The organism is Pyxidicoccus caerfyrddinensis, from assembly GCF_010894405.1.
In the GTDB taxonomy this organism is placed as follows: domain Bacteria; phylum Myxococcota; class Myxococcia; order Myxococcales; family Myxococcaceae; genus Myxococcus; species Myxococcus caerfyrddinensis.
Genome location: NZ_JAAIYA010000012.1, coordinates 217902 through 236796, shown reverse-complemented (window position 1 = coordinate 236796; position 18895 = coordinate 217902). Strand labels below are relative to the sequence as shown.

Here is an 18895-nt window from a genome sequence, read left to right as displayed (position 1 = left end):
ACGGAGGGCGTGAAGCCACCACCCGTCGCCCGCCCCCCGAGCGAGAGGGCAATCGTGGCGCAACCGGGTCCATGCAGACCACCCGGAAAGGAGCCGGTGTCCTCGGGCCGATGGACCGGTGAACCCTGTGGGCGTAGGGTTCGGCGCCCCGGGGAGGCCCGGGCGTTTTTTCGAGGACAGGACTTCGTGCAAGAGCTCATCGACGTGCTGCGGAGCCAGGCGCGCCACATCGCGCCCGAGCTGGCCCAGCTCGCGTACAAGCGGGGCCTGGCGGTGACGCAGAAGGACGGCACCACCCGGCCCATCCCCATCACCGCCACCCCCGTGGTGCTGGACGCCGCGGAAATCCGCCGCCGCGCCGAGCTGTCCGCCCGCCTGTCGTCCGCCACCGTCAAGATGGCGCGCGCGCTGCTGGACGGCCCCGACGCGCAGGAGCTGCTGGGCGCGCTGTCTCCGCTCGAGCGCTCGCTCGCGGAGCGCACCTGGCGCCAGGCCACACGCCTGGCCACCACGCGGGTGGACTACTTCGTCTCCGGCGGCAAGCCGTGGGCGCTGGAGGTCAACGCCACCATCCCCGCCATGCAGGGGTATTCCGACATCGCGGCGCGCACCTTCATCGAGGTGGTGGGCCGCTACTTCCGCTACCCGGAGAAGGCCCTGGGCACGCTGCTGAGCCTCAACGGCAGCAACGCGCTGGCGCTGTACCGCGCGCTGCTGGACGGGTACGCGGCGGAGCGCAACGGGAAGATGCCGGACACGGTGGCCCTGCTGTGCCGCCGCAACGACGCGCAAATCACGGAGCTGCGCTGGCTGTGCGAGCGCTTCCGCGAGTACGGCGCGGACGCGGACGTGGTGCACCCGGATGAAGTCTCCGGCGACGACGCCTTCGAGGTGCGCGGCAAGAAGTACGACCTCGTGTACCGGCACCTCTTCGTGCGGCGGCTGGAGGAGACGCCCTCGCCGTGGGTGGAGGACTTCGTGGGCACGGTGCCGGGGAAGAAGGCCGTGTTCCTGAATCCGCCCGCCTCGCAGGTGGAGGTGAAGTCCACCTTCGCGCGCCTGTCGCAGGCGCTCTCCGAGCCGAGCCTCGCCGAGGCCGCGGGCCTCACGGCGGACGAGCTGGAGGCGGTGCGGGCCTCGGTGCCGTGGACGCGCGTCTTCCGCCCGGGCCCCGCGGTGGGCCCCGACGGCGGGCGCACCGAGGACCTGGTGGCCCTGGTGGCCGCGGACCCGAAGCGCTACGTCCTCAAGCGGGCGTGGGACTACGGCGGCAAGGCCGTGTTCCTGGGCCGCTCGGAGGGCACGGTGCCCTACACGGAGCGCGTGAAGGCCGCCTACGGCGAGCTGCTGGGCTGGCCGGAGCTGTGCGCGCGCGCCGCGGCGGACCCCGCGGGCGGCGGCTTCGTGGTGCAGGAGGTGGTGGACTCGCCGCCCGAGGACCACCTGCTCTGCGAGCCGACCGGCACGGTGCTCCCCGCGTCCTTCTTCGTGGACTACTCGGCGTATGCGTCGGTGGGGCTCGCTCGCCAGCCTGCCTGGGGCGGAGTGTGTCGGGGCTCCATGTCGGAGATCGTCAACATCGTCGGCGGCGGCGGGGTGCTACCGCTCATCACCTCGGAAGTGGCCTCCAAGCTTTTGCTGGCATGGAAGGCCATTTAAGGGGTTTCACACGGGCCGGTGCACGCGCATGACGCGGCCGGACACGCTATAAGAGCTTCGCCGCCGGGCCCGTCCCGGCATGAAAGGAATCACAGTCCATGGCCTGGGAAACTTCCGGTTGGCAGACGGCTGAGCGCGCGCCGGTCGACACCGTGCTGGTGCAGGAGTCGCAGCGCGCCTTCATGACGCGCGTACACGGTTGGATGTTCGGTGGGCTGATGGTGACCGCCATCATGGCCCTGGTGACGGTCAGCAACGAGCCGCTGCTGCGCGCGGTCATCAGCTGGCGCATGCCCCTGCTGCTGGTGCAGTTCGGCGTGGTGCTCGGGCTGTCCTTCCTGGCTCCCCGGCTGTCGGGGGCGGTCGCCGCGTTGATGTTCCTCGGCTACTCGGCGCTCACGGGGATGACGCTGTCCATCTTCTTCCTCATCTACACCGCGGGCAGCATCGCCCAGGCGTTCTTCCTGACGGCGGGCGTCTACGGCGCCATGGCCATCTACGGCACCGTCACCAAGAAGAACCTGAGCTCGTGGGGCACGTTCCTCTTCATGGGCCTGGCGGGCATCATCCTGGCCAGCCTCGTCAACTTCTTCATGCGCAGCGACGCGATGTCCTTCGTGGTGGCGTGCGCGTCCGTCCTCGTCTTCGCGGGCCTGACGGCGTACGACACCCAGAAGCTGAGGGAGATGCACGCCGGCACGGGCTACAGCAGCGCCGCCACGGTGAGCATCGTCGGCGCGCTGACGCTCTACCTGGACTTCATCAACCTGTTCATCGCCCTCATGCGGCTGCTCGGCAAGCGCCGCTAGCCGTCGCGAGCCACGGGCTGTTTCATGAAGCGGCGGTGCGGGCCTCTCCGGAGGCAGCACCGCCGCTTCTGTTTCGTGCGGGCATGCTTCGCCGCCTCGCCTTCTTCGCGTTCTCAACGCTCCGAGCGCTCCGTCTGTCCGCCAGCGCACTCGGCCTCCCTCCTCGCCTCCGGGTTCAGCGCTCCCGCCCGTCCATCCGGGCTTGGCTTGCGCGCCATGGACAACAGCCCGACAGACCCTCTGAAGAAGGCCAACGCGAAGACCTGGGATGGCCTGTCCCGCCTCGCCTTCGCGACGGACTGGAACCCCGAGACGGCCATTGACTGGAGCCGCCCCATCGAACTGGGCGCCATCAAGGAAGGCTGGATCAACATCCTCCAGTACTTCTACGAGGGAGAGTGGCAGGGCCTCGAAATCATCCAGCGCTTGATGAACAAGGCCGCCCACCTCTTCGACACCGGCGAGATGGTGACCTACTACTCCACCCAGTGCTACGACGAGTCCAAGCACCTGTTTGTCTTTCGCACCTATCTGCACAAGCTGAACGCCCCCCCGGCCAAACAGAAGGCGTTTGATCCGCTAGTCTTCCTGGCCACGAGGGGCCCCCTGCCGGTGGAGCGCTGGATTCTGGCGACCTATTTCACCGAGACGCTGGCCGCCACCATCTTCCAGCGCACCCTGGAGCTGGACGCCGTCGACGCGACGGGCAAGGAGATGATCCGCCTGATGTTGAAGGACGAGTCACGGCACATCGCCGGGACCCGGCTCGGCGTCCAGACGCTGATGGCGCATTCGGGCCGCTTCAAGACGGCCCTGCTGAAGCTGTGGTGGAGGCTCTTCGTGCGCCTGGCCGTCCGAGAGGTGCGCAAGCTCAAGCACCATGGCGACCAGGTCGGGATGGATCCAGAGGCCATCCTCCAGAAGACCTTCGCGAAGATGAAGGGCCTGGAGGAGTTCGACGGCAAGTTCCTGAGCGACGACTTCGCCCGAGGCTTCCTGCAAGGCAGTGCCGCCGCGGGCGAATCCGAGCCGGAGCCCCGTACGCATCAGGGCGATGGACACCCGGAGCCCGCTTCGAGCACGTCCGCGTCGTAGTGAAGGCGCAAGGGCCCGGAGGCTTCGAGGTGCCGCACGAAGACGGAGCCGAACACGTCCGCGTCACCACTCATGCTGAGCCACGCGCCGGGAGCGTAGAGGTTGCCGCCGAGCGTGCTGCCCGCGGAGAGCGCGAGCACGCTCGAGCGCGTGACGTAGACGCGGACCCGTGAGGGCATGGCGGTGGAGCCCAGCACGAGCGGTCCCGCCACCGTGACGTCACCCCCGATGAACAGGTCCAGCTCGCCCGGAGGTTGGACGTCCACGGTGAGGCCCTCGCCGAGGTCCACGCCGCCCTGGAGGAAGAGCGCGGTGCGGGCGCGGACGTTGAGCGTCGCGCGGCCCGTGCCGGCGATGCGAGTGAGGAAGAAGCGCCCGCACGGCAGCTCCAGTGTCCGTTCGCCGGAGATGCCCTCCAGCGCCGCCGCGTCCAGCCCGATGGCCGCGTTGTCGTTGTCCACGGAGTGGTGGGCGATGAGCGCGGCGATGTCGACCTGGGTCGTGGCATCACAGACGCAGGGGGTAACGGGGCCCACGGGCTCGCGGAGCACTTCGACTGCTTGCACGGGACCGAGGCTGTATTCCGGTGGCACCGTCAGGCGACCGCCCACGGTGAGGGAGGCCAGTGCCACGTCACCGCGCACGAGGGCGTCTCCTGTGACGGATGCGGAGGCGGGGCTCCCTGTCATGGGCCCACCGCCGTGGAGCCCGCCGCCCACCGAGAGCGTGCGCGCGAGCTGGATGCCTCCGGCGCCGCCCACGCGCAGCGTGCCGCCCACGGAGACGGAGTCGTTGGCGCTGAGGGCACCGTTCACTCCGACGTCACCGCCCTGCCCTCCCGGCAGGTACGGCCCGGCGGAGCCGCGGAAGGCATCCGTTTCCATGCGGGCACTGAGCGCAAGCCCTTCGCAGGTACACAGCACCTGGCGGAAGGTCTGCTCGGCGAGTCGCCCACCGCAGACCTGTGTCCCGCTGACGGCGTCGCCCACGACGATGGGTGGCCCCTGCCCGGCGCAGTACGTGCTCCAGTCATCGGGAAGCGTGCCGCTGTCGGAAGGCCCTGCGTCCTCTCGAGGAGCATCCTCGCCAGCATCCGAAGTGCCCGCGTCCCGCGAGTGAATCGTGGCCACGAGGTCGCTCCGGGTGCAGCTGGTGCTGGCCAGCAGGACGCAGAGCACCCCGTGCCACCACCGGGAGGTGTGATGCAACTTCATGGCGAGGAAAGCTCCCGCAACCGAGCCCGAGCGGAGGTGCCGAGCGGAGAGTCGGAGTGATGCGTGAGGAAATCCTCCAGCGCACGCGCCTCGGCCGCCTTGTCACCGAGCGCCCGCCAGGCCTCTGCGATTCCATGGCGGACTTCCTGAGCAAGCACGCCCTGGGGTTGGAGGCGCAAGGCCTCCTGGAACTGGCGCAGCGCGCCTCGTGCATTCCCGAGGTGCTCCAGCCGGAGCGAGCCAGAGGCGACCCGCGCGACGTACGCAGCCAGCGATGAGGGCTGTTCGCGAATGACGCGCAGGTAGAGCGCCTCCGCGTCCTTCCACCTGCCACCAGCCCGGAACGCATTGGCCTCGCGCAGCAGGTCTTCGGGCGCCGCGGTGGGAGGGATTCGCGTGGGCGTTTCCGACCGCTGCTTGCGAGCAGTCGGGGGTGTGCTGTCGCGTGGCAGGCCTTCCAGCGGAGTGGCCATGACAGGAACCCGCGGCGTGGAAACAGCAGCGGATGCCGGGGCCTGGGGTTCGGCACGCGCAGCCTGCGCGGGGGCCACCGCCGCACTCTCGGGCAGTGACGCCTCGGGCTGTGACTGCGCCATCTGTGACTCTGGCACGCTCTCGGACCGAGCCAGCGCCCAGACCGCCGCTGCCGCAGCACCGGTCAACAGCACCGCGCCCACCACCAGCCACACCGGAGGCCGCTTCCCCGGCACACGTGGACGGGCCGGTGCCTCGCGGTTGCCAGCCTCCAGCGCGGCCATGACGAGCGCCGCCGACCTCTGCCGGGAGATGCGACGCGCGGGGCCCGCCTCACCATCGAGCGGCTCGAACAGGTCCTCCAGGAGCGCGTCCCCCTCTTCTCGCACCGAACTCATCCCTCCCCCTCCCCCGCCGACGCAAGCGCACGCAGGGCCGTCCGCCCCAGCCGCAGCCGGCTGCGCACGGTCTCGAATGGAATGCCGAGCTCCGTGCAGATCTCCGGCACGCTCAGCTCCAGCACGTGGTGCAGCACCAGCGCGTGCCGCTGTTCCGTGGAGAGCTTGTCCAGCAACGTCACGAGGTGCCGCCGATGGACGTACTCGTCCGGCTGCGCATCCTCCGAGGGCACCGCGACCAGCTCCATCGGCTCATCGGAGTGCCGGGCCTCACGGCCTCGCGCGCGCTTCAGCCAGGCGAACGTCGCTCGCACCACCACGCGGTCGGCCCACGCATGGAAGTGGCCCTCGCTCCGGTAGGTGGGCAGCCCGCGCATCAGGGCGATGAGCCCTTCCTGCGCGATGTCGTCCACGTCCGCGTCCCCCCGCACGAGGTAGCGCACCAGGTTGCGCACACGCGGCAGCAACTCCATCAACAGGGACTCGGTCGCATCGCGCCGTCCCTGGATGGCCGCCTGGATGCGAGGGTCCTCCGCCTCGCGGGGGGCAACGGTTGCGTATGAGCCCGAGCTCCTCATTTCCGACATAGAGGGCTCACCGGGCGGAATCGGGTCATCGGGCTCACGGAAGAAACACCATCACCAGCCCCACCCGAGGTCTGACGGCCCACCCATCACCACGAGGCACGAAGTTTCCATCAATGCCGTATCCCAACGCGGGACGCCCCAGGAGCAGCTCGGCGGACACGCTCGCTTCGAGCGCGAGCCGCGTGGCCAGACTCCACCGGGCAGAGAATCTGGGGCCGAGGAGCAGGGCCAGGAGGGTGCTCGAAGGAGCCGCGTCGACTTCTGGCGCGAGCGCCTCCGTCCGGCGCGTGAAGACCACCGCACCCGCCCCCAGCCCGGCGGCGCACGCCAGCGGACCGGTGGACACGAGGGGCACGTCCGCCCACAGCACCGCGGCATGCTGTCCCAGGGTGAGTCGCGTGCGCTCATCACTCAGCCCGGCCGGCAGTCCCGCCAGGAGCTGAAGCCCCAGGCGCAGTGAATCGCCCTCCCATCCCGCTCCGAGCAACAGGCCTTGATGACCGCTCCGGGCATACCCATCGAGCGCGGCCTGCACGCCCACCGCGAGCATCCAGTGCCCCGAGGGCGGCAGCGGAGCCTGTGCAGCAATTACGCGAACAGACGGAGGTGGAGCCTCCACGGTCTCCACTGGCGCAAGCGAGGGAGCGGCAGGAGGTTCCACCACCTCGCCAAGCGGCTCGCCCAGGTCCACGGCGCGCAGCGCGGAGCGGACGGCGAGCGCCAGGGCCTCCGCGCCAGCGGACCACTCCAGCGAGCCCGGCTGGCCGTCCAGGCGTGCGGTGCGCACGAAGAGATGGCGACTGGCGGGCTCGGCCACCTGGACACGCACGTCGTCCCCGTCGCGTAGGAACCAGAGGACCGCGCGGGCCTGGTGACGTTCCGCGAGTTCCTCCGCCGCACGCCACCGTGCGGAAGGCGGTCCATCGAGTGGAGCGCCCTGTTCCGCCACGAGCAGCACGGGCAAATCACTGCTCTGCCCTCGCACGCGCTCCAGCAACGCCACATCCTCGGAGGAGGCCACGCGCGCCACGGCCTTCCACGGCTCGGAGGCCCTCGCGGGGCCCGCGAGCAACAGCAGCAGGACGCTCCCGAGCACACGCCGCAGCAGCACGTCCGCCGCCAATGACATGCGGCGAACCCTAGCGCCCGGCCGACAACGGCAGAAGCCTCACGGAGTACGAGCGCAACCGCGCGGGTCCGTGTCTGCCTTCACGGACCCGCGCGCTGCGGTGACGCGGGAATGCGCCGCTCTCAGTGCAGCTTCTGGTAGAGCGCTTCGACCAGTGAGCCGTCGTCGCCGCTCAACTCCCAGAACATCGCGCCGCCCAGGCCCTTGCTCAGGATGTAGTCCGACTTGGCGCCCAGGCTCTGCGGGTCGTCATACGCAATCCACACGCGCGAGGACGGGTTGTACACGTAGGCCTCCTTGCTCTCCGGGTGGAAGAACTTCGTGTACCCGGAACCGGCGCGCTCGTAGTTGGCCTTGATGTCCTTGAAGTCGAACACGCCCGTCAGCCCCGACGAGCCGTCATCCCACGTGCCCTTCGTGGGGACGCCGCTCTGGAAGAGGCCGTTGTTCACGTTGGCCACGCTGCCCCACCCGCGCCCGTAGAACGGCACGCCGAGGACGATCTTCGACGCGGGCACACCCAGCTCCAGCATCTTCGCCACCGTCGCGTCGCTGTAGAAGCCATCCGCCGCGCCGGGGTCACCCGTCACGCGGTTGAGCGGTGAGTGGAAGTTGACCGTGCTCTCGAAGGCACCGTGGTAGTCGTAGGACATCACGTTGATCCAATCGAGCACGTCGGACAGCTTCTTCGTCTCCATCCGGTTCGCGAGCAGGTCCGGCGACGCGCCCGAGGCGATGGTGAGCAGGTACGCCTGGCCCGTCTGCGCGGTGACGGCGTTGAGCTGGCTGCGGAACTCCTGCATCAGCAGCGTGTAGTTCTGCTTGTCCGCGGGGCTGTAGATGTTGCCCGGCAGGCCGCCGCTGACGGGGTACTCCCAGTCGATGTCGATGCCGTCGAACACGCCCGCGCCGTTGGCCGGAGTGACACCGGGGAACTGGCCGCGGATGTAGAGGTCCACGCAGGACTTCACGAACGCCGAGCGCGAGGCCGCCGTGGCCGCCACGCGCGAGAAGTACGTGGACCAGGACCAGCCGCCGACGGAGATGAGGAGCTTGAGCTGTGGGTTCGTCCGCTTCAGCTCCTTGAACGCGCGGAAGTTGCCGCGAAGCTGCCCGGCGTCCCACTCGCCCGGCCAGCCGCCGCCCTTGTCGATGTCCGCGTACGAGTCCCCGAGGATGCACTTCCCATCCGAGGTGATGTTGGAGAACGCGTAGTTGATGTGCGTGAGCTTCGAGGCCGGAACGTGGGCCACCTGGTAGTTGCGCGCGTAGATGCCCCACGCGGTGAAGTACCCGATGAGGCGCTTGCCGCCGCCCGGAGGAGGGCCGCCAAGCTCCACCACGACGGTGACCGACTTCGTGCCCACGTTGCCCGCGGCGTCGTACGCGCGCACCTCGTAGATGTACGTGCCGTTCTGGGTCGCAGCGGAGAACGCGCGGCTGTACTGCCCGCCCGTGGCCACCACCGCACCGTTCTGCAGAATCTCCACCTTCGTCACGCCCACGTTGTCCGTGGCCGTGGCCGTCAGGGTCAGCGTGCCCGCCGCCGTGAAGCGCGTGGCGCTGGCGCTGAGGTTCGCGGTGGGCGCGATGACGTCACCGCCGGTGCCCGCGTCGGTGCCGCCGCCCGTGCCCGCGTCGGTGCCTCCACCCGAGGCCCCCACGTCGAGCCACAGCGCGGGCACCGCGAGCGGCGTCCAGTCCGCCTGCGAGGTATGGGCCTGCCGGCACTCGTAGATGCGGCCGCCGTAGGTGACGCGCGTGCCCACCGGATAGAAGACGCCGGCCGCCCACTCCGCTTCGAGCGGAGCCGTCTGCCGGGACTCCTCGGCGGACTCGGAAGCGGTGACGTCCGGACTGCACCCTGCAACGGACAGAGCGGTGGCGATGAGGCCCCAGGCCCAGCTGCTGCGACGCATGCGTGTGCTCCTCGCCGCGTCGGAAGACAGCAGGGCACGGACCGGGGACTCGGGAGTCCCGGCACCACGCACCCGCCCACCTCCGCGCGGACTTTCTTCGGGTTCAGCACGAAGGAGTCACGCAGTCATTTAATCGGGTTAATCAGGTGATTCGCGTCCGTGGTGCTTGTTGTGGAGGCGTCAGCTCTCCGCCTTCTCCTTGCGGGAGAACGGCATCATCAGCCGCTCCACGGGGCGGCCGTTGACGAGGTGCTGGTCGACGATTTCCGGCACGTCCTCCACCTTCACGCCGCCGTACCAGGTGCCCTCGGGGTAGACGACGACGGAGACGCCGAACGCGCATGTGTCCAGGCACCCGGCCGCGTTGGCCCGCATGCCGCCCTTGAGCCCGCGCTTGTCGAGCTCCTCCTTGAAGGCGGCGCGCACCTCCTCCGCGCCCTTGCTGGCGCAGCACCCCTTGGGGTTCCCTTCCGGGCGGCGGTTGGTGCAGACGAAAACGTGTCGTTTGAAGGGAGGAGGCATGTCCGCCTCCTAACGCGACAGACACCTGAAATCGACGCCGCCGTTCACCACCGGACCGCCCCGCGCCGACCCCGGGGGCCGGTTTCTAGCTGGGCGGGTTGGCGCCTCTAGGATTCGTGCACAGACTCCCAGCAAACGTCTTCCAGTGATCACGGTCGCTTGCGCCGAAGTGACGATACATGACTCGCCATCTGTCCTTTGCCACTGCAAAGCATTGGTTGCTAGCGCAGCCGCTTGGCTCTAGATCGTCGGCCCCCGCAGCGCGCCGCTACAAGCAGGCAGCCAGCCGTAGCACGCCCTTCATTTCAGGCAGTGGCCACAATAGGTGGTGTGTATGACACTCCATGGCACTACTCATGGGGGCAGCGGTTTCTTTGACGGGATTGCCACGGACGTCGTATTGATCCGCCCGCCCGCCTGGCAGGCGGGCAATCCCAAAGACAGTTCTCGGCGCCTCTGCGCGCTTCAAACCGCTTCGCGAGCCCACTCCGGAGTCACCCGCACGTGTCCGCGGGCAGTCTCCGGATCCTGAGCGATCTCGCGGCCTTGGCATTTTGCAAAATTTTGCACCTGGACTTTCAGTGAACCCCCGCGGAGGTGGCGACATGGACAAGGAGCTGAGCTCGAAGCCGTCGGTGAACGGGAAGGAGCGACGCAACGGGCGAAAGGGGCGCGCGGCGGCTACGGGACTGACCGTGGAGCGCTTCTTCACGACGCCTGGGGTGGACCCCGCGGACGAGCTGGCGTGGGAATACCGCAGCGCCAGCATCACCGGCGAGGACGGCAAGGCCGTCTTCGAGCAGAAGAACATCGAGGTGCCGAAGTCCTGGTCGATGCTGGCGACGAACGTCGTGGCGTCGAAGTACTTCCGCGGCACGCCGGGCACGCCGGAGCGCGAGACGAGCGTGCGCAAGCTGGTGGCGCGCGTGGTGGACACCCTCACCCAGTGGGGCGTGCAGGGCGGCTACTTCGCCAACGACACGGTCCGCGAGACGTTCCACGCGGAGCTGACGCACCTGCTCCTGAGGCAGAAGGCGTCGTTCAACTCGCCCGTCTGGTTCAACGTGGGCGTGGAGGCGCAGCCGCAGTGCTCCGCGTGCTTCATCAACAGCGTGGAGGACAACATGGACTCCATCCTCACGCTGGCGCGCACGGAGGGCATGCTCTTCAAGTACGGCAGCGGCACGGGCAGCAACCTGTCCACCATCCGCGGCAGCAAGGAGCTGCTGGCCGGCGGCGGCACCGCGTCCGGCCCGGTGTCCTTCATGAAGGGCTTCGACGCCTTCGCCGGCGTCATCAAGAGCGGCGGCAAGACGCGCCGCGCGGCGAAGATGGTCATCCTCAACGTCGACCACCCGGACGTCCTCGAGTTCATCCGCTGCAAGTCCGCCGAGGAGAAGAAGGCCTGGGCCCTCATCGACGCGGGCTATGACCCGTCGTTCAACGGCGAGGCCTACTCGTCGGTCTTCTTCCAGAACTCGAACAATTCGGTGCGCGTCACCGACGACTTCATGAAGGCGGTGGTCAGCGACGGCGCGTGGACGACGAGGGCGGTGCGCGACGGCCGGCCCCTGGACACGTACCGGGCTCGGGACCTGTTCCGCGAAATCGCCGAGGCCGCGCACCTGAGCGGCGACCCGGGCCTGCAGTTCGACAGCACGGTGAACGGCTGGCACACGTGCTCGGTGACGGCGCGCATCAACGCGTCCAACCCGTGCTCGGAGTACATGTTCCTGGACGACTCGGCCTGCAACCTGGCGTCCCTGAACCTGATGCACTTCCGCACCATCGACGGCGACTTCGACGTCACGGCCTTCCGGCACGCCGTGGACATCATGCTGATGGCGCAGGAAATCATCGTCGGCTTCTCGCGCTACCCCACCGAGCGGATTGAAAAGAACAGCCACGACTACCGCCCGCTGGGCCTGGGCTTCGCGAACCTGGGCGCGCTGCTGATGGCCACGGGCCTGCCGTATGACTCGCCCGCCGGCCGCAACTACGCGGGGGCGATTACGTCGCTGATGTGCGGCGAGGCGTACGCGATGAGCGCGCGCCTGGCGGAGAAGCAGGGCGCGTTCGCCGGCTACGCGAAGAACGCGGACCCCATGCTCGGCGTCATCCGCAAGCACCGCAAGGCGGCGTACAACATCGCGCCCGAGGGCGTGAGCGAAGAGCTGTACGCGGCGCAGAAGGAGGCCTGGGACGCGGCGCTGGCGCTCGGCGAGGAGCACGGCTTCCGCAACAGCCAGGTGACGGTGCTGGCCCCCACGGGGACCATCGGCTTCATGATGGACTGCGACACCACCGGCATCGAGCCGGACATCGCGCTCATCAAGTACAAGAAGCTGGTGGGCGGCGGCATGCTGAAGATCGTCAACCAGACGGTGCCGCTGGCGCTGGAGAAGCTGGGCTACCCGCAGACGCAGGCACAGGACATCATCAGCTACCTGGACAAGCAGGAGACGATTGAAGGCGCCCCGTTCCTGAAGTCCGAGCACCTGCCGGTGTTCGACTGCGCCTTCAAGCCCGCGCGTGGCCAGCGCAGCATCGGGTGGATGGGGCACATCCAGATGATGGAGGCGTGCCAGCCGTTCCTCTCGGGCGCCATCTCCAAGACGGTGAACATGCCGTCGAACGCCACGGTGGAGGACATCGAGAAGGCGTACCTGGAGGCATGGAAGCGCGGCCTCAAGGCCATCGCCGTGTACCGCGACGGGTGCAAGCGCACGCAGCCGCTCAACACGTCGAAGGACTCCGCGAAGGCCACCCAGGCCAAGGCGGCCGAGCCCGCAGTCCAGCCGGCCGTGAAGCCCGAGCCCCGCGCGGTGCGGCGGCGCCTGCCGGACGAGCGCCGGTCGATTACGCACAAGTTCTCGATTGGGGGCCACGAGGGCTACCTGACGGTGGGCATGTACGAGGACGGGACGCCGGGCGAGCTGTTCATCGTCATGGCGAAGGAGGGCTCGGTGGTGAGCGGGCTGATGGACAGCTTCGCCACCAGCGTGTCCCTGGCGCTCCAATACGGCGTGCCGCTGAAGGTGCTGGTGGACAAGCTCAGCCACACCCGCTTCGAGCCGAGCGGCTTCACCGGCAACCCGGCCATCCCCATCGCCAAGTCGATTACGGACTACATCTTCCGCTGGCTGGAGCTGAAGTTCCTGCCGAAGCAGGACGAGTCGGAGGACGCGGTGCTGGCTCCGGTGGCAGCGGTGCCCGCGCAGGCGGCCCTGCCCGCCGAAGTGGTGTCCACGCCGCCGCCCGTGTCGGGGCTGCGCGCCACGTGGCTCAACCAGGCGGACGCCCCGCCGTGCCACACGTGTGGAGCGATCATGGTGCGCAGCGGTGCCTGCTACAAGTGCGGCAACTGCGGCGCCACCAGCGGCTGCAGCTGAGCCGGGCACTGCGCGCTTGATGTGAAAAGGGCTCCGGAGCGAATCGCTCCGGAGCCCTTCTGCGTTTCACCCCGCCCTGCGTGTCAGGCGCCTCGCGCCGAGGGGAGACGGTCGTAGGCCGCCGAGGCCTTGTCGATGACGCGGGTGAGCTCCTCGAGCGCCGAGGTGTCGACGGGCTCCGCGCCGTGGTCCGCGATGACGAAGGCGACGGGACGGCCTCGGCTGCGGACGGTGGCGACCAGCAGGTGCGAGGACGCTTGTCCACCGAGCGCGGAGAAGATGGCCTCGTCCTGCGCGCTGACCGGGGCGTTGAAGACGCTGGGGCCGGCACCGGCCGCGATGGCAACGGTGAGCAGCGACGGGGCCTCGAGGTCCACCTTGAGCGCGGACACAGCGGGGCTGTCGCTACCAGGGCCCCAGGCATGCCCCACCCGCGCGAGGCCGAGGCTCTCACCGAGGAGGAAGGCGCGCTGGAAGCGCCCCGCGCAGTACGCGAGCAGCACCTTGCCGAGCGTGCCCTGCGTCCCTACTCCGTCGAACGCCGCGAGGACCTGCTCCGCCGTCACCGCGGGCCCGGAGGACGGCGTGTCCGTGGACGCGCCGGCCGCGGCCAGGAGGGAGCTGACGAGCTCGGACTGATCCACCGGGGGCTGCCACGGCTGCGGGATGAAGTCCCAGGCCGAGGCGAGCGGCACCTCGCCCGCGGAGGGCTCGGTGGGCGCGGCGGAGACCGCGGGCCCGTCGAGGTCCACGGCACGGTCCGCCCAGGTCGACTCGGCCGTGTGGCCGATGGTGCCGTTGCTCTCGCTGCCCTGCCAGCCGACGAACTCCCAGGTGGACGCGAGCTCCATCGTGTCGTTGGGCGAGGCCGGGAGGTCATCGAGCTCGATGGGGGCTCGCGACGCGGCCTTCACGGGCGCGGGCGCGGACTCCAGTGCGAGAGCGTCGGTGGGGGACTCGGGCGACGTCGCGCCAGGAGCGGCGACGACGCGAAGTGTGGCGGTGGGGGTGACGTTGGCGGGGCTTGCGTGTGAAGCCGCCTCCACGTCGAGGCGGGCCGTGGCGACGTGCGCAGGGGCTGCGTGCGACTCGGCTTCCGCGTCGAGGCGGGCCGTGGCGACGTGCGCAGGGTCCGCGGGCGATGCGGTGTCCTGATGGGCATGCGCCGAGGCGGCGTGCTCGTCGCCGGCCGGAGCCGCGGGCGATGCGGTCTCTACATGCGCATGGGCCGAGGCGGCGTGCTCGTCGGTGACGGGGGCCGCGTGCGACGCGGTGTCCGCATGGGCATGGCCCGCAGCGGAATGCTCGTCTGAGACAGGGGCCGCGTGCGACGCGGTCTCTACATGGGCCGGAGCAGCGTGCTCGTTAGCAAGGTGGCCCGCAGTCTCCGCATGGGCATGGGTCGGGGCGACGTGCTCGTTGGCGGCGTGGCCCGCGTGCGACGCGGACTCTGCATGGGCGTGGGCCGAGACAGGATGCTCAACCGAAGTGCGGTCCGCGTGCTGTGCGGTCTCCACATTGGCGCGGGCCGACGCAGCGTGCTCGTCGGTGGCGCGGGCTGCGTGCGACAGAGTCTCCGTGTTGCCATGAGCCGCGGCGACACGGTCGTCGGAAGCGCGAACTTCGTGCGACCCACTCTCCGCGTCGGCATGCCTCGTAGCGACAGCGGCGGGTTCCGCGTGCGCCCCCGTTTCCGCGTCGAGGCGAACGTGCTCGACGGTGGCAGGGACCTCGGGCGAGGCGGGCGACACGGACTCCGTGTGGACGAGGCCCGTGGCGACGTGCTCGGCGGAAGCACTGACCGGGGACATTGCGGCGGCGTCGACGGCAGGCTCGGAGTCGCGAGCCAGGGACGGCACGGTGCCCGATGCGGCTTCCGCGTCCGCGTGGGCGGCGACAGCCGGCTCGAAGCCTGCGTCCGCCGAGGCCAATGCGGTCTTCGTGGAGGCAGCGCCTGCATCCGCCGTGTCGATGGCGTCGTTGAGCGCCTCGCTCTGCTGCATTCCCGGCTGGGCCCGCGCAACCAGCGGCGCGGCTGCGCCAGGGCTGGACGCCGAGCCGTCAGCTTCGGTGTCGGCTCGGAGCGACAGTGAGGCTTCGACCCGTGCATCCGTGAGGTCCGCAGCCTCCGTCGCCGCCACGGAAGCAGGAGCGCCGCCCCCGTCCAGCGTCCCCAAGTCAGGAGACAGACGGGCCGCCGCACTTCGCGATTCGTCCTCTTCGCCGAGCTCATCCGCGGGCAAAGCGAAGCCATAGGCCGTGGTGTGCTCGGCCGGGGCGACTTCGTTCAGACCGCTCGGAGCAGCCACGGGCGATTCGACGGAGCCTGCCGCTTCGTGCGGCTCGGCATGCGCGGCGGCCATCGGAGTCGTGGCCTCGGACAACGCCGGCGCCGCATCCTCGCTGCCACGGGTGGAAGCAGCCACGGAGGAAGCGGAGACTTCGGTCTGGGTTGCGGAGAGCACGGCATCCTCGCCGGCTGCCGCATGAGTGCTCGCAGAGGCCACTGCTGCCGCGCCGACAACCGCCATCCTGGCAGTCACCGGGGCGGCGTCGTTGCCAGCCGCGAGAATGTGCGTGGACGACTCGGATGCGCGAGCGCCTTCGTCGGTCGGCAGCTGCGTCGCCGGGTCGGTGAGAGCGAGGTCGAGCACCGGCGCGGAAGGCGCCACGGTGGCGCTGTCGGAAGCGCTCGGAGCAGACGCTTCCGCGTGCCCCGCGACGGGCGCAGTCCCCTGCCCCGCGAGGCCCATCATCACGGGCTCCGCGCTGGCGACAGAAGCCGCGAGCACCTCGGAGGTCTGCGCACCAGCCATGGACGCAGAGGGCTTGGCGTCGGCAGGAGCCGAGACCTCGGGCGCAATGCTCGCGCTGCCGGTGCTTCCGGCCTCCGCAACCGCGGCAGCGGCGGGCTCATCAGGCAGGATTTCACCCGCGAGCACCTCTTCCGGAGCAGCCTCCCCCACAGGCAAGGAGGCCGCCGAAGCGCCTTCATCCTCGGGTTGCGACAGGTTCGCGTCCTGCACCGCCGCGACCTGCACGCGCGCCGCGACGTCCTCCACCCCCTCGGAGGTTGCAGCGACGGCGAGGTCCGCGCCGTGCGAAAGCTCGCGCTGTTCCGAAGCGGGCGCCGAGGTTGCGTGTGCCACCGGCGCAGGCTCCAGGGACCTCGGAGCCGCGGGCGACATCCCCGGCGGCACCTGAGGCATTCCCGGATGCGCCGCCGTGGGCATGCCCATCGGCGGACCGGACACGCGAACCGGCGGGGCCTCTCCGGGCCGAGGCGGCATCGGAGGAGCCATGCCCGCCTGGGGCGGGCGCGGGGGCATGGGCTGCCCGCCCATCGGCATGCCCGGACCTTGCGGCCCCGGAGGCATGCCGGGCCCACGGACGCCCGCGGGAGACACCGGTCCGCCTGGAGGAGGACCCTGGCGCGGCGGCATTCCCGGATGCGCCCCCATCGGAGCTCCCGGAGGAACCGGAGCCCCGGGCATCATCCCCGGAGCCATCGGCCTTCCCTGGGCAGGCATCGGAGGCCCGCCCGCACCAGGAGGCATCATCGCGCCCGGGGGCATCGGGGGCCGTGCGGCGCCCGGGGGCATCGGTGCGCCCGGCATCGCCGGAGGCCGCGCTCCCTGAGCCATCATCCCGGGAGGCGGTCCCATGGGGGCTCCCGGCTGCGGAGGCATGGGCCCTGCGCCCTGCGCCATCATTCCCGGAGGCGGCCCCATGGGAGCACCCGGCTGCGGAGGCACGGGCCCGGCGGCGTGCGGGGGTCTCGCTCCAGGCGGAGGCGCCATGGGCGCATTCGCGGGGTGCGGAGGAACAGGTCCCATGGCCTGGGGAGGCATCACCCCGCCCTGCGCCATCGCGGGCGGCATGCCCCTGGGCGCCATGCCCGGAGGCTGCGGCGCGGCCACTCCCGGCGGAGGCGTGGGCCGCGCCATCATCGGAGGCTGCGACACTCCGGGAGGACGCGGCGCCGCGCCTTGCGGAGCCACGGGCTGCTGCGGCGCCTGGCCCGGAGGCGGAGCCGGCGGACGCGCCATGCCCGGGGGAACGGCCCCCTGCGGCCCTGGCACCGCGGGCAGTCCTGTCCTCGACGGAGGCCGCGCGGCGCCCGTCATTCCCGGCGGCACCGCGGCCATGTCCGGAGCCGCGGCGGGTCTCGCCACCATCCCCGGAGGCCCCTCCATCCCAACGGGCCCGCCCTGCGGAGGCATGGGCCGCGCCGGCCCCGCCGCATGCGGCGGCATCGGAGCAGGCGTCGCGGGAGCCTGCGGAGCACGGTTCATCCCCGGAGGCTGCGGCGGCCCTCCAGCTTGACGCGCGACCAGCCCCGGCGGCTGCAAGCCCGCCACGACGACAGGCGCCTCGGCGGCCGGAGCATTTCCAACCGAAGCGGCCAGTCGTTGAGGCGCGGCCTGCGCCTGCCCGAACGGAGGAGGCGTGGCCCGGAGGCCCTCGGCCTGCGCGAGCTGCGGAGGCCCCTGCACCCGCGGCAGCTCCGGGGGCGTCAGCCGAGGCGCTGCACCGGGCCGACCTCCTCCGGACACGAACTCCGACTGCATCGCGGCGCCCGACACCGGCGGCCCGGACGCAACGCCCGCGACCACCGGAGCCTCCTCCTCCAGGACTCCGTCCTCCAGCACATCGAGCTCTTCCGTCGGCTCGGCCTCCGGCTCGAGCGGAGGCATCGTCTCCAGCCGTGGCAGCTCCGGCGGAGTGAGCCGCGGCGGCGAGGAGGGACGGCCCCCCGGGGCGCCCTGTGCACCGCGAGCATGGTCCGCGGGCATGAGCTGCGGAGGCGCCGGAGGCCGGCCATCCCCTTGCGCTGTCAGCACCGGCGGCCCGGCCACCACCGGGGACGCCACGCGCATCTCACCATCCTCGCCCAGGTCGATCATCGCCACCGGCGGCGCGGGCGGAGGCAGGTAGCCCGAGAGGTGGTCATTGCCGGAAGCGGCCGGCGCCCACCGCACCTCGGCCGGCTCACCCGCGTCCGCTTCCGCGTCGTCGCTGAGGTACTGGCCCGGCGCGAGCCCACCGAAGATTCCGTCGGACGACGGCTCGGCACGCACGGGGGCGGGGGGCAGCGAAGCTGCGGGCACTCGCTGCGCGCTCGCGGGAGCCGGCGCGGCCTGGGCCTGGGCCGGGCGCCGGGTCGGCTCGAGCCGGATGTACCGCGACTCCCGCTTGAGGTCGTAGCGCTTCGCCAGGTAGTGGAACACCCGGAGCTCGGGCGCGACATACGGGACGATGCGCAACCCGGTTGCGAAACTGAGCGCGTCCGTGTCCCTCAGCTCCATGGGGTTCACCATGGCCACCTTGAGCCGCCGCCCCTCCTGTCCCAGAGGGAAGGCCTGGTGCTTCTCCGCCAGCGCGGCCGGCAGCAGCGCCAGCGTCGCGTCCGTCACCGCCTCGAAGTCCGCTTCCTGGGCGATGGGGTAGCGCGACTGCTCCCCCAGCACCATGGCCAGCGTGTCGATGTCGATGATGTCGAGCTCGACGAGGTTGGTGCCCAGCCGCCCACCGTAGATGAGCTGAGCCTTGAGGGCCTCGTCGAGCTGCGCCTGCGTGATGAGGCCCTTGCGGACCAGGAGTGCCCCGAGCTTTTCGGCCATGCCGCGCCGATTGTAGACGGCTTCCTGCCCCGCACACCTCCCCCCGAGGCCTCGGCACCGCCCTTTCTCCACG

11 protein-coding genes are annotated in these 18895 nt (G+C 70.5%); 4 read left to right on the top strand and 7 right to left on the bottom strand.

Annotated features, from left to right (window positions below):
• Positions 1 to 186: 186 nt before the first annotated feature.
• The 3 genes from G4D86_RS28520 to G4D86_RS28510 all read left to right on the top strand — a co-directional run bounded on the left by G4D86_RS28520 (position 187) and on the right by G4D86_RS28510 (position 3563).
• Complete coding sequence (locus G4D86_RS28520; RefSeq protein ID WP_163997209.1) at positions 187 to 1659, top strand: phosphonate C-P lyase system protein PhnG; 1473 nt, start codon at positions 187 to 189, stop codon at positions 1657 to 1659.
• A gap of 98 nt (positions 1660 to 1757) precedes the next feature.
• Positions 1758 to 2468, top strand: coding sequence for a Bax inhibitor-1/YccA family protein (locus tag G4D86_RS28515; protein ID WP_163997208.1), 711 nt, complete (start codon positions 1758 to 1760; stop codon positions 2466 to 2468).
• 216 nt (positions 2469 to 2684) lie between these two features.
• Positions 2685 to 3563, top strand: coding sequence for a ferritin-like domain-containing protein (locus G4D86_RS28510; RefSeq protein WP_163997207.1), 879 nt, complete (start codon positions 2685 to 2687; stop codon positions 3561 to 3563).
• On the opposite strand, the gene G4D86_RS28505 is transcribed toward G4D86_RS28510, so the two are convergent.
• The 6 genes from G4D86_RS28505 to G4D86_RS28480 all read right to left on the bottom strand — a co-directional run bounded on the left by G4D86_RS28505 (position 3515) and on the right by G4D86_RS28480 (position 9806).
• Positions 3515 to 4777 carry a DUF7305 domain-containing protein gene (locus G4D86_RS28505; protein ID WP_163997206.1) on the bottom strand — a complete coding sequence of 421 codons (1263 nt, stop codon included), beginning with the start codon at positions 4775 to 4777 and terminating at the stop codon, positions 3515 to 3517. The two genes, G4D86_RS28510 and G4D86_RS28505, sit on opposite strands and share 49 nt — an antisense overlap.
• Positions 4774 to 5649 (bottom strand): tetratricopeptide repeat protein, encoded by an 876-nt coding sequence (locus G4D86_RS28500; RefSeq protein WP_163997205.1) that lies wholly within the window; start codon positions 5647 to 5649, stop codon positions 4774 to 4776. The genes G4D86_RS28505 and G4D86_RS28500 overlap by 4 nt, the downstream gene beginning before the upstream one ends.
• A complete protein-coding gene (locus tag G4D86_RS28495; RefSeq protein WP_420821869.1) occupies positions 5646 to 6236 on the bottom strand; it encodes an RNA polymerase sigma factor in 591 nt (196 codons plus the stop codon). The genes G4D86_RS28500 and G4D86_RS28495 overlap by 4 nt, the downstream gene beginning before the upstream one ends.
• 34 nt (positions 6237 to 6270) lie before the next feature.
• On the bottom strand, positions 6271 to 7365 hold the full coding sequence (locus G4D86_RS28490; RefSeq protein ID WP_163997204.1) for a hypothetical protein: 1095 nt from the start codon (positions 7363 to 7365) through the stop codon (positions 6271 to 6273).
• Between the two features lie 122 nt (positions 7366 to 7487).
• Entirely contained in the window at positions 7488 to 9284 is a 1797-nt protein-coding gene (locus tag G4D86_RS28485) for a glycosyl hydrolase family 18 protein (RefSeq protein ID WP_163997203.1), read from the bottom strand.
• A 180-nt stretch (positions 9285 to 9464) separates the two neighbouring features.
• Positions 9465 to 9806, bottom strand: coding sequence for a (2Fe-2S) ferredoxin domain-containing protein (locus G4D86_RS28480; RefSeq protein WP_163997202.1), 342 nt, complete (start codon positions 9804 to 9806; stop codon positions 9465 to 9467).
• Between the two features lie 605 nt (positions 9807 to 10411).
• Between G4D86_RS28480 and G4D86_RS28475 the strand changes: the two genes are divergently transcribed.
• Positions 10412 to 13198, top strand: a complete 2787-nt coding sequence (locus tag G4D86_RS28475) for a vitamin B12-dependent ribonucleotide reductase (RefSeq protein WP_163997201.1) — start codon at positions 10412 to 10414, stop codon at positions 13196 to 13198.
• Between the two features lie 83 nt (positions 13199 to 13281).
• Here G4D86_RS28475 and G4D86_RS53905 read toward each other — a convergent pair whose 3' ends face one another.
• Positions 13282 to 18822 carry a GspE/PulE/PilB domain-containing protein gene (locus G4D86_RS53905; RefSeq protein ID WP_163997200.1) on the bottom strand — a complete coding sequence of 1847 codons (5541 nt, stop codon included), beginning with the start codon at positions 18820 to 18822 and terminating at the stop codon, positions 13282 to 13284.
• Between the last annotated feature and the right edge of the window lie 73 nt (positions 18823 to 18895).

What these genes read in the sequence shown, in the direction of transcription:
- G4D86_RS28515 (WP_163997208.1), top strand. Translation starts at nt 1,758, where the DNA reads ATGGCCTGGGAAACTTCCGGTTGGCAGACGGCTGAGCGCGCGCCGGTC.
- G4D86_RS28510 (WP_163997207.1), top strand. Translation starts at nt 2,685, where the DNA reads ATGGACAACAGCCCGACAGACCCTCTGAAGAAGGCCAACGCGAAGACC.
- G4D86_RS28505 (WP_163997206.1), bottom strand. Translation starts at nt 4,777, where the DNA reads ATGAAGTTGCATCACACCTCCCGGTGGTGGCACGGGGTGCTCTGCGTC.
- G4D86_RS28500 (WP_163997205.1), bottom strand. Translation starts at nt 5,649, where the DNA reads ATGAGTTCGGTGCGAGAAGAGGGGGACGCGCTCCTGGAGGACCTGTTC.
- G4D86_RS28495 (WP_420821869.1), bottom strand. Translation starts at nt 6,236, where the DNA reads ATGTCGGAAATGAGGAGCTCGGGCTCATACGCAACCGTTGCCCCCCGC.
- G4D86_RS28490 (WP_163997204.1), bottom strand. Translation starts at nt 7,365, where the DNA reads ATGTCATTGGCGGCGGACGTGCTGCTGCGGCGTGTGCTCGGGAGCGTC.
- G4D86_RS28485 (WP_163997203.1), bottom strand. Translation starts at nt 9,284, where the DNA reads ATGCGTCGCAGCAGCTGGGCCTGGGGCCTCATCGCCACCGCTCTGTCC.
- G4D86_RS28480 (WP_163997202.1), bottom strand. Translation starts at nt 9,806, where the DNA reads ATGCCTCCTCCCTTCAAACGACACGTTTTCGTCTGCACCAACCGCCGC.
- G4D86_RS28475 (WP_163997201.1), top strand. Translation starts at nt 10,412, where the DNA reads ATGGACAAGGAGCTGAGCTCGAAGCCGTCGGTGAACGGGAAGGAGCGA.
- G4D86_RS53905 (WP_163997200.1), bottom strand. Translation starts at nt 18,822, where the DNA reads ATGGCCGAAAAGCTCGGGGCACTCCTGGTCCGCAAGGGCCTCATCACG.